12 protein-coding genes are annotated in these 12,541 nt (G+C 42.1%); 5 read left to right on the forward strand and 7 right to left on the reverse strand.

Annotated elements, in window-relative coordinates; genetic code table 11:
- The first annotated feature begins 71 nt into the window (after positions 1 to 71).
- Positions 72 to 500, forward strand: coding sequence for a universal stress protein (locus tag ACOQOE_RS03875; protein WP_067867722.1), 429 nt, complete (start codon positions 72 to 74; stop codon positions 498 to 500).
- A 374-nt stretch (positions 501 to 874) separates the two neighbouring features.
- Here ACOQOE_RS03875 and ACOQOE_RS03880 read toward each other — a convergent pair whose 3' ends face one another.
- Together ACOQOE_RS03880 and ACOQOE_RS03885 are read right to left on the reverse strand one after the other, a co-directional pair.
- On the reverse strand, positions 875 to 1,753 hold the full coding sequence (locus tag ACOQOE_RS03880) for an MBL fold metallo-hydrolase (RefSeq protein WP_420554928.1): 879 nt from the start codon (positions 1,751 to 1,753) through the stop codon (positions 875 to 877).
- Positions 1,754 to 1,829: 76 nt separating this feature from the next.
- Complete coding sequence (locus ACOQOE_RS03885; RefSeq protein WP_420554929.1) at positions 1,830 to 2,189, reverse strand: hypothetical protein; 360 nt, start codon at positions 2,187 to 2,189, stop codon at positions 1,830 to 1,832.
- Between the two features lie 398 nt (positions 2,190 to 2,587).
- Here ACOQOE_RS03885 and tadA point away from each other — a divergent pair, with 398 nt between their 5' ends.
- Positions 2,588 to 3,088 (forward strand): tRNA adenosine(34) deaminase TadA, encoded by a 501-nt coding sequence (gene tadA / locus ACOQOE_RS03890; RefSeq protein ID WP_067867728.1) that lies wholly within the window; start codon positions 2,588 to 2,590, stop codon positions 3,086 to 3,088.
- Positions 3,089 to 3,090: 2 nt separating this feature from the next.
- On the opposite strand, the gene mltF is transcribed toward tadA, so the two are convergent.
- On the reverse strand, positions 3,091 to 4,569 hold the full coding sequence (mltF, locus tag ACOQOE_RS03895; protein WP_067867731.1) for a membrane-bound lytic murein transglycosylase MltF: 1,479 nt from the start codon (positions 4,567 to 4,569) through the stop codon (positions 3,091 to 3,093).
- A 108-nt stretch (positions 4,570 to 4,677) separates the two neighbouring features.
- Here mltF and purL point away from each other — a divergent pair, with 108 nt between their 5' ends.
- Positions 4,678 to 8,580, forward strand: coding sequence for a phosphoribosylformylglycinamidine synthase (purL, locus tag ACOQOE_RS03900; protein WP_420554930.1), 3,903 nt, complete (start codon positions 4,678 to 4,680; stop codon positions 8,578 to 8,580).
- A gap of 78 nt (positions 8,581 to 8,658) precedes the next feature.
- On the opposite strand, the gene ACOQOE_RS03905 is transcribed toward purL, so the two are convergent.
- The 4 genes from ACOQOE_RS03905 to ACOQOE_RS03920 all read right to left on the reverse strand — a co-directional run bounded on the left by ACOQOE_RS03905 (position 8,659) and on the right by ACOQOE_RS03920 (position 10,889).
- The gene (locus ACOQOE_RS03905) at positions 8,659 to 9,093 is read right to left on the reverse strand and encodes a DsrE family protein (RefSeq protein WP_067867737.1); all 435 of its coding nucleotides are present in this window, start codon (positions 9,091 to 9,093) and stop codon (positions 8,659 to 8,661) included.
- An 83-nt stretch (positions 9,094 to 9,176) separates the two neighbouring features.
- Complete coding sequence (locus ACOQOE_RS03910) at positions 9,177 to 9,782, reverse strand: OmpA family protein (protein ID WP_067867740.1); 606 nt, start codon at positions 9,780 to 9,782, stop codon at positions 9,177 to 9,179.
- 242 nt (positions 9,783 to 10,024) lie between these two features.
- Positions 10,025 to 10,324, reverse strand: coding sequence for a YciI family protein (locus ACOQOE_RS03915; RefSeq protein WP_067867744.1), 300 nt, complete (start codon positions 10,322 to 10,324; stop codon positions 10,025 to 10,027).
- A gap of 10 nt (positions 10,325 to 10,334) precedes the next feature.
- The gene (locus ACOQOE_RS03920) at positions 10,335 to 10,889 is read right to left on the reverse strand and encodes a septation protein A (protein ID WP_420554931.1); all 555 of its coding nucleotides are present in this window, start codon (positions 10,887 to 10,889) and stop codon (positions 10,335 to 10,337) included.
- Positions 10,890 to 10,960: 71 nt separating this feature from the next.
- On the opposite strand from ACOQOE_RS03920, the gene ACOQOE_RS03925 reads away from it, so the two are divergent.
- Complete coding sequence (locus ACOQOE_RS03925; RefSeq protein ID WP_420554932.1) at positions 10,961 to 11,797, forward strand: PHP domain-containing protein; 837 nt, start codon at positions 10,961 to 10,963, stop codon at positions 11,795 to 11,797.
- Positions 11,798 to 11,879: 82 nt separating this feature from the next.
- The gene (locus tag ACOQOE_RS03930; protein WP_420554933.1) at positions 11,880 to 12,500 is read left to right on the forward strand and encodes an L-threonylcarbamoyladenylate synthase; all 621 of its coding nucleotides are present in this window, start codon (positions 11,880 to 11,882) and stop codon (positions 12,498 to 12,500) included.
- The last annotated feature ends 41 nt before the right edge of the window (positions 12,501 to 12,541 follow it).

Below are 12,541 nucleotides of genomic sequence, written 5' to 3' on the forward strand. Positions count from 1 at the left end.
TCCAGATTCGAGGTGCCTTCTAGTAAGGACCTCGGTTTAGATGGCCATACTTTTTGGTAAAGGAAGGACTCATGTTTAAGCAAATTATTGTTCCGGTGGATATCGAAGAACCGTCTTTTTCTGATCAGGCGATCGAACTGGCATTACGTGAACTCGATAGCGAGGGATGTATCCACCTGATGACTGTGATTCCTGGGTTTAACTCGCCACTGGTGGCATCTTATTTCAAAAAGTCGGCCATCGAGAAAGCCCATGAAGCCGTGGAAAAACAGCTACAAGCACTAGCGCAGGAAAAGTTACCACCAGAGGTGGATCGAACACTTTCAGTGCATCAGGGTAATCCGGCCGAACGTATTATCAAGCATGTTAAACGTTGTAATGCCGACCTTATTATTATGACGGCGCATCATCGCAGTAAGGTCGATCATGTGTTACTGGGATCAAATTCCGCACGGGTTGTTGAACGTGCAGGTTGCTCGGTATTGGTGCTACGTTCTTAACGCTAAGTTATTGCTCAGGTTTTTTGCTTAGTCAGCAATAAGTGGTCACTCATGTTATGAATGTAAGGGTGAGTAGTAGCTAGTTTAGTTGTGTAAAATAACGGCGCTTACCTATTAATGTGACAAGTATTTCACTCTGCTCAAAGTATCATCCACGATAGCGGATGTTGGCACAGGGATAAATGTGTTTTGGCGTGAATATGTTAGTCAAACCATACCTAATAGCGAGTAAAGAGCGAATCACTGATTTCTAATTTAATTTCGTGGTCGTGATTGTATTAAAAAAGCGGATGTATCAGGTTTTTTATGAGAAGTTTGCCGCTGTGATGAATAAAGGGGATCTGCGCATGTCTATTGAGCAGATCCCTTTTTAATCACTTAATATCAGGTCTCCAGCCCATACCTGATTCTTCCATTAAACGTTCGTGAACGCCTTCTATATTTAGCGGTAGCCATTGATCAAACTGTTTTAAGTCGCTGTAATTTTCTAATTGTACGCTTTTTTTTATCTCATCTAGACTTTTACCTTCATGAATACCGTTGATGACGGCGTCATAAAGATCTTGCAGATAATTAAGGTAGCGTTGAACGTCAAATTTATTACCAATGTCGGCATGTCCGCCAACAAAAGTATCAAAATCAAGATCCAGTACTTGTTGAGTAGAGTTAATCATACCTTGAATATCGTAACTCCAAAGTTTCTGCCAAGGCATTCGGCCTATGACAATCCAATCGACAATAAACAGTAGCTTTTCAGGTTGGAAGAGCATACTAATGGAGCCGCGGCCATCGTTAGGTCCATGATATCTCAGCTCAATTGTATGGCCTCCTAAAGAGATCAACATATCATCTTTAAAAGTCACATTAGGGATAACCGTATCAGCTTTTGTTATTTTAATATCCTGTGCGGCTAACTCATGAGCAATAAAAACAGTGTCAGGATCATCAAAAACTTTTGCACCGTAGATATGGTCACTGTGGTTGTGACTGTAAATAACATATTTGATAGGTACGTTAAAAAGCCTTTTTATCTCGGCTTTTAGCCAGGTAGCGGCTTTTGGATTCAGGGGGTCTGTCAGGACTATTCCTTCGTTTGTTACTAGAAATACAGAGCGGTGCCTATCGTCGATAAAACGATAAATATCACCTTGTATGTGTTCGATTTCATACTCATCAGCTACTGCCGTTGAGCTGATGAAGGACAAGCTCAATATTAATAGAAAGGTGATTAATGGGTTTTGTGTTTTCATCATAAAACCTATTTCAAGTCTATGTTAACTAGCGTATTGCCATGGAATGTTAATTATCCCTATGGCAATACATTGAGTATTAATTTTGCGAGGTAGCTGTTGTTTTTGTTTTTTGAGGGATTGTGCACAATGTGTCCCACTCTCTTAACCAATATAGGGCTAGGCAAGCCGCAAGCATGGGCCAAGCGGTAAAAAATAGTAGGTGATCAAAAGGTGCCATATATTGTTTGCAAGGGGAGAAGGTTGAAAAAGCGTGAATGATTAAGACGATAGCGTAGGTCCAACGGCGCCAAAGGCCAACAACAAATGCCAAAATAAGTAATAGTTCTAATGAGCCAACGCTATAAGAAAGGTTATGGGTGAGCCAATCGATACCGTAAAAGTTGTTAAGTACTTTACTGGCGTGGGCTGGATTAACGAACTTGTCGAGTGTCCACATTAGTAACACTACAAAGATGTCTAAGCGTAACAGCAGCAATGAACGTGATAAGGGTTTTTACAGGGAGTCGGGTATAGGGGGCGGGGAGGTATTGAGAGTTTGCCTATATAAAATAATGTATCTGTTACTCGTTTAATCCATATAGCTATATGGGGCGATCAAGCGGTTAGTGCTAAATTTCTCTAGTTAGGCATAGACTACGAAGCCTTAGATAAAGTTCCATTGCTGCTTAATTTACTAGCTAGGCGAGCTGATAAATAAAAAAGAGGTTTGTGAGAGATGCTGACTTGGTTGATGTTAGCTGAGTCAGTCGGTTTGTTTCTATAATGAAAAGATAGCCTTAACTTGTTTACAATAAGTTAGGTTTTTACGTAGATAAAGTTGAGGTGGTCATAGGAATGAGTGGGCGTGCAGAGCAAGATCAGTTATGGATGCATGAGGCACTAGCATTAGCAGATCATGCTGAAAATGCAGGAGAAGTTCCGGTGGGGGCAGTAGTCGTCTTAAATGGTGAGGTTATAGGAGAGGGTTGGAATCACCCGATTAGTGGCCACGATCCTACGGCTCATGCTGAAATTATGGCATTACGAGATGCGGCTTCCCGTATTGGTAACTACCGATTAGTGGGGGCAGAGCTCTATGTGACAATTGAACCTTGTACTATGTGTGCGGGTGCTATTGTGCATGCACGGATAAGTCGTGTGATATATGGGGCAAGTGAAGATAAAGCGGGTGTTGTTGATAGTAACTGCCAGTTGTTTCAGCAACCTTGGATTAATCATAATGTAGAGGTGACATCTGGTGTATTAGCGGATACGTGCCGTCAAAAAATCAGTGCCTTTTTTCAGCGCCGCCGCGAAGAGAAAAAAGCTGAAAAATTAAGTAGAAACACGGGTTAGCGCTATAGTGAAGGTAAAATATCTTCCACGACAGTCGCTTCATCCCAGCTTGGATGGTTTGGATCCATATCCGCTTCTTCGCTTTGACGTTTAGCTTGACGAACTTGGATTTCCCAACGTAAGAGCTTCATATATTTTCTTATATTACTGACGTAATGAACCGGCTCATAACCACGTGCATAACCATAACGCACAGTGTTAAAGTATTTTTCTTTTGTTAAGAGCGGTAGGTGTTGTTTCACATCGTCCCACTTGTCGGGATCTAGACCTGCGCGACTAGTTAAAATACGTGCGTCTTCCAAATGTCCATAACCAACATTATAGCCTGCTAGAGCAAACCAAGTATGGTCCGGCTGTTTGATTCTTTCGGGGATTTTATCCATCACGCTGACGAGATAGTGAGCACCACCAATAATGCTTTGTTGAGGGTCGGTGCGATCGGTCACATCGACTTCAGCAGCCGCATCATGAGTTAACATCATGATTCCTTTAACGCCTGTAGGGGATACCGCATCTGGATTCCAGTGGGACTCTTGATAGGCAATAGCGGCGAGTAGCTGCCAATCAATATCAGTTTCTTGCTCAGCCATATAGAAATATTGTTCAATTTTGGGGAAACGTTCTTCCATATCCTCTTTAAAGGAAGCTGTATCGTAGAAATTTAGAGGATTGAAACGATTAAAATATTTCTTTTTGAGCTTTTTGATTAATTCCTGTGTGGAATCAAGGGCCATAAAGCGATTAACTGAGCTTTTAAGACTTTGATCATTGTGAGGATTGAGTATCCACGCAAGATCTTGCGGTTCATTCAGATCAAACGCTTTGTTAAGTCCGGGAAAAAATGATTTCTGAGCATCAAATGTGATGCTGTCTACAACAGTATAGTCAATCTCTTTATTGTGTAACTTCTCAAGTAACTCAACGGCTGAGTGTTCACTGCTCTCTTTCCATTTGAGTGTAGGGTGTGTTGTTTGTAATCGTGCCAGAAGTTCTGCGTGACTGCTATTTTCCAGCACTAAGATTGTTTTCTCTCTAGTAACTAAGTCATTTAAGTCTTTGGGTGCCTTGATCCCTTTTGTTGTGCGGTAGACCACCGCAGCCGTAGTGGTGAGGAAGGGTGTTGAAAACTCGAATGCTTTTTCTCTATCATCGGTGATGGTCAGCATTGCGCCAGCAATATGCCCATTCCGAGCTTTCATGGTTGAAAAAATAGCGCTAAAACTCTCAGGTAAAATGAGTTCTAATTTTATACCTAGATGCTCTGCATAAGCTTTTGCTAAGTCATATTCGAAACCTGCGGGTTCCCCTTTTTCAATGAAATAAGTGCTAGGGGAGTTTCGGGTTACTAGTTTTAGACTACCCGATTCTATGATGGCACCCAGTTGTGTTTTGCTATTCCAGCTTAACAGTATTGGAATACAGAACATTATAAGAATCATTAGTGCCTGTGCGACATCTTTTTTACGACTAATATCAAACATACGGTTGCTTTTCTGGTATCCAGTGCACTGTTTCTGTAAAATTCAAAGCCTATTTTTCTCCTGTAACTACTGCCTAATATTGGCAGCTATCACGAGGCTCTATTAGAGATGCTGGCACTGCGCGGAGCACCTGCTCTTTCTGCTTTTCGTCATGAAAAGTTACTATCTGGTATTCAGTCAAAGGTTCCTGCCGTTACGGGCTTGTATGCTGAATTTATGCATTTTTTCGATCAGTCACAAGCTTTATCGGAAAATCAGCAGCAAGTACTTGAGCGTATTTTACGTTATGGACCTAAAGCGGAGGCTCAAGATCCTTCCGGTAAACTGTTTCTGGTAGTGCCCCGTCCAGGCACAATATCGCCTTGGTCATCTAAAGCTACTGACATTGCGCATAACTGTGGTTTAACCTCAGTTAAGCGTTTAGAGCGTGGTATTGCTTATTATGTTAGTACATCTTCAGACCTTTCGGACACTGATTTTGATTTAGTAAAATCAGAACTATTTGACCGAATGGTTGAAGCGGTTTTATCTAGTATAGATGATGCGGCCTCGTTATTTATAGAAGAGGCACCTAAGCCTTTAACGGTTGTCGATATTTTGTCGGGTGGTCGTGACGCTTTAGTTACAGCAAACGCTGAACTTGGCTTGGCATTGGCAGATGATGAAATTGATTATTTAGTTGATAGCTTTATAGAGCTCAAACGTAATCCAACCGATGTGGAGCTAATGATGTTTGCGCAAGCAAACTCAGAGCATTGCCGTCATAAAATTTTCAATGCCTCTTGGGATATCGATGGCGAAGCTCAAGATAAATCGTTGTTTGCGATGATTCGTAACACCAATGAGCTAGGTGGTGATAATGTATTGTCAGCTTATAAAGACAATGCGGCTGTTATGGCAGGTAGTAAAGCTGGGCGTTTTTTCCCAACGCCCGAAGGTAAGGAATACGCATATAATCAGGAAGATATTCAGATCCTGATGAAAGTCGAAACCCATAATCACCCCACAGCAATTGCACCTCACTCAGGCGCTGCAACAGGTTCTGGCGGTGAGATTCGTGATGAAGGTGCGACAGGTAAAGGCTCTAAACCTAAAGCAGGTTTGACAGGGTTTACAGTTTCCGATCTTAATATCCCAGGTTTTGAACAGCCTTGGGAATCAAAATACGGCAAACCTGACCGTATCGTTACGCCACTCGATATTATGCTAGAAGGTCCTATAGGTGGAGCGGCATTTAATAACGAATTTGGTCGTCCAGCCTTAACCGGTTATTTCCGTACATTTGAGCAGAAAGTAAATGGTGCAGCGGGTGAAGAAGTCCGTGGTTACCATAAACCGATTATGATTGCCGGTGGCTTAGGTAATATTCGTGATAGCCATGTTGAAAAAGGCGAGATTCCTGTCGGCGCCAAGCTTATCTGCTTAGGTGGCCCAGCTATGCAAATTGGTTTAGGTGGCGGTGCGGCATCATCTATGTCTTCTGGAACTTCTTCTGCTGATTTAGATTTTGCATCGGTTCAACGAGATAACCCAGAATTAGAGCGCCGTTGTCAGGAAGTGATAGATCAATGCTGGCAGCAGGGTGATGAAAACCCGATCGCATTTATTCATGATGTGGGAGCCGGAGGTTTATCAAATGCATTTCCTGAACTGGTAAAAGACGGCAATCGTGGCGGTAAGTTTGGATTACGTAATATTAATAATGATGAACCAGGCATGTCGCCATTGGCAATCTGGTGTAACGAAGCGCAAGAGCGTTATGTAATGGCCGTTGCGCCAACAGATTTAGCTCGTTTTGAGGCGATCTGTCAGCGTGAGCGCTGCCCGTATGCCATTGTAGGTGAAGCGACAGAAGAGATGCACCTAACCTTAGGTGATACTCATTTTGAGAATAACCCAGTAGATCTGCCGATGAATGTTCTTTTTGGTAAGCCGCCAAAAATGCACCGTTCGGTTGAGCGTGTTGAGTATCAGGTGCCTGATTTTGATGCCAGCGCGATTGATCTTAAAGAGGCTGCAGAACGGGTGATGAAACTACCTTCAGTCGCTTCTAAGTCATTCCTAATCACCATAGGAGATCGTTCGATTACGGGTCAAGTTGCTCGTGATCAAATGGTAGGCCCATGGCAGGTCCCTGTTGCTGATTGTGCAGTGACTACAGCATCGTTTGATACTTATGCGGGCGAAGCTATGGCAATGGGTGAGCGTACACCGCTTGCGCTAGTAGATTCTCCTGCGTCAGGCCGTATGTCGATTGGTGAAACGGTTACTAATATGGCCGCGGCTAGAATTGGTGAGCTTAAAGATATTAAGTTATCTGCAAACTGGATGTGTGCTGCGGGCCATCCTGGTGAAGATGAAAAGCTTTACGATACGGTGAAAGCGGTAGGTATGGAGTTATGCCCAGCCTTGGGGATGACTATTCCTGTTGGTAAAGACTCTATGTCTATGCGTACAGTATGGAATGATGAGGGCGAAGATAAATCAGTGACAGCGCCTATGTCATTAGTGATAACTGGTTTTGCGCCTGTGCTTGATGTGCGCAAAACGTTGACTCCTCAATTACGTACTGATAAAGGTGAGACAGACCTTATTTTGCTCGATTTGGGCGAAGGTCAAAACCGTATTGGTTTGTCTGCCTTAGCTCAAGTTTATAATGAAGTGGGTCAAAAGGTTCCTGATGTAGAGCAGCCTGAACTGCTAGTTGCATTTTTTGCAGCGATTCAAGAGTTGAGTGAACAAGGCTTACTACTGGCTTACCATGATCGCTCTGATGGTGGTTTATTTGCCACAGTGGCAGAGATGGCGTTTGCAGGTCGAACAGGTCTCGATATTAACCTTGATATGTTAGCTGCTGAGAAGAGTGAGCTGGCAGCCGCGCTATTCTCTGAAGAGTTGGGTGCAGTTGTTCAGGTTAAACGCGATGATCTTGATGTTGTATTGACTGAATTGAATGCGGCGGGTCTAGGTGATGTTACTCAAGTGATCGGTTCTCTTAATTTGGATGATGAATTGCGCTTCCATTTCGATGAGGAAGAGATTTATTCTGAACGTCGTATCCAGTTACAGCACTGGTGGGCAGAGACCTCTTACAAGATCCAGTCATTACGTGATAACTCGGAATGTGCGCAACAAGAGTTTGACAGCATTAATGATAAAGAAAACCCAGGTTTGCATACCTCATTAACATTTGATCAAAATGAAGATGTAGCCGCACCCTTTATTAATACAGGCACTCGTCCACAGATGGCTATTATCCGTGAGCAAGGAGTGAATGGTCAGATAGAGATGGCTGCTGCATTTGATAAAGCAGGTTTTGCTGCGATAGATGTGCATATGAGCGATATTTTGTCGGGTCGCGTTGCATTGGATCAGTTTAAGGGTTTAGTGGCTTGTGGCGGCTTCTCTTATGGTGATGTGCTAGGCGCTGGTGAAGGTTGGGCGAAATCGATTTTGTTCAATGAGCGAGCCCGTGAACAGTTCCAGACGTTCTTTGCCAGAGAAGATACCTTCTCGTTAGGTATCTGTAATGGTTGTCAGATGCTTTCTAACTTACATGAATTGATTCCAGGTTCTGATTTGTGGCCGCATTTTGTGCGTAATGTGTCGGAACAGTTTGAAGCACGTGTTGCTATGGTTGAAGTTCAAGAATCGGATTCTATCTTCCTACAGGGAATGGCTGGTTCTCGTATGCCGATCGCGATCGCTCATGGGGAAGGACGTGCTGAGTTTAAAGATGCTAATCATTTAGCTGGCTTGCAGAGCTCGAATGCTGTTGCGCTACGTTATGTGGATAACTATGGTCAGCAAACAGAAGCTTATCCAGCGAATCCAAATGGTTCTCCAGCAGGTATTACTGGTGTGACGACGACTGATGGTCGTGTAACTATTATGATGCCACATCCGGAGCGTGTGTTCCGTACAGTCACAAATAGTTGGGCGCCTGATGAATGGGCTGAAGATGGTGCGTGGATGCGTATGTTCCGAAATGCACGAGTGTGGGTCGGGTAGGTCTTAACGGTATTATTAAAAAGGTGGCGATGTGCCACCTTTTTTTGTGGCTGTAATCAATTGGAAATAATTTGTTCGCTAAGGACGAACGTAAAAATAGCCCTGTTGCTGCAAATGTACGATTTCAGGTAAGCCTGCTTGCACAACATCTTCAGCTTCAACTTCATACAGATCTTCTCGGGTAACATTGAAACCGTCTAGGCTGTTGCGACAAATAATGAACTGAACATCACTTAAACGTAAAGAATCTAGAGCTATCTGTTTTGCGTCATCCTGGCTGGCTTCAATAAAATATTTAATGGCTGGGCCATGAATAACTGCTTTAACGGTGATGTGCTCTTCGCCTAGCTGGTTTATATGATTGGCGATATTAGAAAAGGTCGCAGAGATACGTTTCGGATCATCGTAATTTATATGATAAACGACTTTTTGATCGGCATACTCTTCAGCAGAAAAGGAATAGCAGCTGATAAGTAAAAAGAAGAAAGGAATAGCGTTTGTTAGTATTTTCATGATCAGCCTTATATTTATTGTTATAAAAAAGGCACCTTTTTAAAAGGTGCCTCTTTAGCAACAAAGTACGCTGACTTTACCGCTTATTTTGTACCAGAAATCTCAACTTCTACACGACGGTTAGCGCGTAGGCAGTCTACAACGTTAGTGCCACGTAGGCCTTCACATGATTTAGCTGGAGCATTTTCGCCCATGTAACCAGTGCTGATAGCAGAAGCGCTTACGCCGCCTGCTTGTAGTGCTTCAGAAACTGCGTTTACACGCTTCTGAGAAAGCGCATCGTTATATGCACTTGCACCGATACGGTCAGCATGACCAACAAGTTTCACGCTAGTTACTTCTTTAAGAGAGTTAACATAGCTAGAAATATCGCTTACGTCGCCAGGGTTAGAGCTATCAAAGTCAAAATACACAATGTGTTTCTCAACAGTGCTCATTAACTTAGGTGCTGGAGCTGGAGCTGGAGCAGGAGCCGGAGCTTCTGCTATTGGGGCTTTGTAGCCTTCACAACCTTCGATTGCATCAGACTCTTCCCAGAAACCGTGGCGCCAGCATCCGCCAGTACCTGTTTTCCATACTGTAGATGTTTTTGATTCATCCCAGTAGCCTGCGTTCTCTGGGTGAGCTTGAGCACCTGTTGCTAGGCCCATAGCGAGTACTAAGCCAGAAGCGATTGCGAATTTTTTCATTTTAGCTGTCCTTGAAATACGATTTGGATTCTGTAGTTAGGAATAATAAGAAATAATCTAGTTATTACAACTCTTCCTACCTTAACCTAGGATAAATAGCAGAAAAATAGTCATATTTTTGGACTAATTGCTTACTTATACACTCATAAGGCAACACTTAACTAAGTCTACTTTTTCTACTTGTAGATAAACTCTTAGTCTTTAGTTCATAGTTGTAACTAAGATTATAGCGCTCTTATGTACTAGGGTAGTACTTTTTTATACGGCTTAACAGTAACTTTTTTGTAAACACCTGCTGTAATGTAAGGATCTTCGTCCGCCCATTGTTGTGCGTCAGCTAATGATGGAAACTCAGCAACGACTAAACTGCCTGTAAAACCCGCAGAACCGGGGTCTTCGCTATCGATCGCTGGATGAGGGCCCGCAATAAGTAATCGGCCCTCTTCGTTTAAATCTTTTAGTCGTAGTATATGCTCAGGACGTGCCGCAAGACGGTCTTCTAAGCTATTTTCTTTGTCTTCTGAAATAATGGCGTAATACACAAGTACTTCCTTAGTTATTTGAATCGTTGCTTTCTGTATTATCAATATGGCGTGAAAGGTAGACACCTTGAGCAATGATAAAAATCACAGTGAGACCTAGCATGCCAAATAGTTTAAAATTGACCCAAGTCTCCTCGCTGAAAGAGTAGGCGACAAAAAGGTTGAGTGCACCCATTGCTAGGAAAAAAACAACCCAAGCAATATTGAGTGTGCGCCAAGCAAAATGTGGTAAGGATAGGTTGCTTCCCATTAGGCGCTCTATAATCGTTTTGCTTCCGATAAATTGGCTACCAAGGAATGTTAAGCCAAACAACCAATTTACGACGGTTGGTTTCCATTGAATAAAAGTTTTATCTTGAAAAATAACAGTGGCACCACCAAGGATCACGACCAAGGCTAACGTTACCAACTGCATTTTTTCAATCTTATGTGTGCGAATCCATGTATATAGCATCTGTAAAAGCGTTGCCGGAATCAGGATCGCTGTTGCTAAAATTATGTCATTAGTTGTTTTATATACGATAAAAAAGATGATGATTGGTAAAAAATCTAATAAAAGCTTCATAGCAGCCTTGATCTAGTTAGTTAAAGTTGGATTATAAGGTTGCTGGAGCTTTATATAAACAGTGAATAAATATGGAATTGCCTAAATACGATTTACATTGCCATACAACCGCGTCTGATGGGGCTCTTGAGCCGCTGGTTTTATTGGAGCGTGCTAAGCAGAAGCAGATACAGATTTTAGCGATTACTGATCATGATACGCTGGCGGGGATTCGTCAGTTTACTGATCAAGATCTGGAAGGTATTCAATTGATTCCAGGTGTTGAGTTTACGTGTGCTTGGAATCAAAGAGTTTTGCATATTGTCGGTTTAGGGTTGAATGTCGACTCTGAAGAGCTTCATGTTTATCTGTCCAATCTTGCTGAGCTTAGATTAGTACGGGCAAAAAAGGTGGCAGATCAACTAATCTCAATGGGTCTTCCCGATCTTTATCAGGCGGCTAAAGAGAAAGGTGGCGATGGTGTTATTGGTCGTCCGCATTTTGCTCAAGTCATGTTTGAACAAGGTCTAGTGAGTTCTGAACAGCAAGCGTTTAAAAAATATTTGGGTGTAGGTAAAAAAGGCGATGTTAAAATGGAGTGGCCTTCGCTTACGGAAGCTTTAGCCGTTATTAAAAATGCGGGAGGTGTTTCAATCTTAGCTCACCCAACTAAATATAAAATGACATTTACAAAACTGCGTGGTGCGATTAATGATTTCACTGATGCGGGGGGGGATGGAATTGAGGTCTCATATCCGGGTATGACACCAGATCATCATTTTCAGTTACTTCGAATCGCTAAAGAAAAAAATATGATGATTTCTGCCGGCAGTGATTTTCACTCTCCTAATCATACTTGGACCGATTTAGGGAAATACCCACCCTTAAAAAGTGACGAGAATCATGTATTGAATTATTTGTTAAATTAACTAGGCTCGCTAGGTGCGTAAGTTTATATAGATAAGTTATAATATAAAAAATATTATTATTGAATGATTAGCTAGGTAAATTGTGAGTCAGTTTTTTCAAATCCATCCTGAAAATCCTCAATCGCGTTTGATAAATCAGGCCGTTGAGATTATCAAAAAAGGTGGGGTTGTTATTTACCCTACAGATTGTGCTTATGCTTTAGGTTGTCATCTTGGTGATAAAAAAGCATTAGAGCGTATTAAAAGAATACGTCAGTTGGATGATAAACATAATTTCACATTGGTATGTCGTGATTTAAGTGAAATTAGTACCTATGCAAAAGTAGAAAATACTAATTATCGATTATTAAAATCTCATACGCCGGGTGCTTTTACTTTTATTCTAAAAGCAACGTCGGAAGTACCAAGACGTCTTCTACATCCAAAAAGAAGAACTATTGGTATTCGAGTACCGGATAATCCTATTACTTTGGCGCTGACTGAAGCTTTAGGTGAGCCTATTATGAGTACATCGTTAATTATGCCAGGCGATGAAATGCCGCTAATGGATCCTTATGAAATGCGCCAGCTGCTTCAAAATCAGGTGGATCTTATTATAGACGGTGGCTATTGTGGTTTAGAGGCGACAAGTGTTGTTAATTTAGTTGAAGATGTTCCGGAGGTTATTCGACGAGGGGCAGGTGATACGATTAACTTCTCATAAATAAAATATTACTCTTAATACTTGATTAATTATTATCTATA

It is taken from the genome of Neptuniibacter marinus (assembly GCF_965223595.1).
Taxonomy (GTDB): Bacteria; Pseudomonadota; Gammaproteobacteria; order Pseudomonadales; family Balneatricaceae; genus Neptuniibacter; species Neptuniibacter marinus.

Excerpts from the sequence above, each read along its gene's own strand:
- ACOQOE_RS03875 (WP_067867722.1), top strand. The coding sequence starts at position 72 with ATGTTTAAGCAAATTATTGTTCCGGTGGATATCGAAGAACCGTCTTTT.
- ACOQOE_RS03880 (WP_420554928.1), bottom strand. The coding sequence starts at position 1,753 with ATGATGAAAACACAAAACCCATTAATCACCTTTCTATTAATATTGAGC.
- ACOQOE_RS03885 (WP_420554929.1), bottom strand. The coding sequence starts at position 2,189 with ATGTGGACACTCGACAAGTTCGTTAATCCAGCCCACGCCAGTAAAGTA.
- tadA (WP_067867728.1), top strand. The coding sequence starts at position 2,588 with ATGAGTGGGCGTGCAGAGCAAGATCAGTTATGGATGCATGAGGCACTA.
- mltF (WP_067867731.1), bottom strand. The coding sequence starts at position 4,569 with ATGTTTGATATTAGTCGTAAAAAAGATGTCGCACAGGCACTAATGATT.
- purL (WP_420554930.1), top strand. The coding sequence starts at position 4,678 with ATGCTGGCACTGCGCGGAGCACCTGCTCTTTCTGCTTTTCGTCATGAA.
- ACOQOE_RS03905 (WP_067867737.1), bottom strand. The coding sequence starts at position 9,093 with ATGAAAATACTAACAAACGCTATTCCTTTCTTCTTTTTACTTATCAGC.
- ACOQOE_RS03910 (WP_067867740.1), bottom strand. The coding sequence starts at position 9,782 with ATGAAAAAATTCGCAATCGCTTCTGGCTTAGTACTCGCTATGGGCCTA.
- ACOQOE_RS03920 (WP_420554931.1), bottom strand. The coding sequence starts at position 10,889 with ATGAAGCTTTTATTAGATTTTTTACCAATCATCATCTTTTTTATCGTA.
- ACOQOE_RS03925 (WP_420554932.1), top strand. The coding sequence starts at position 10,961 with ATGGAATTGCCTAAATACGATTTACATTGCCATACAACCGCGTCTGAT.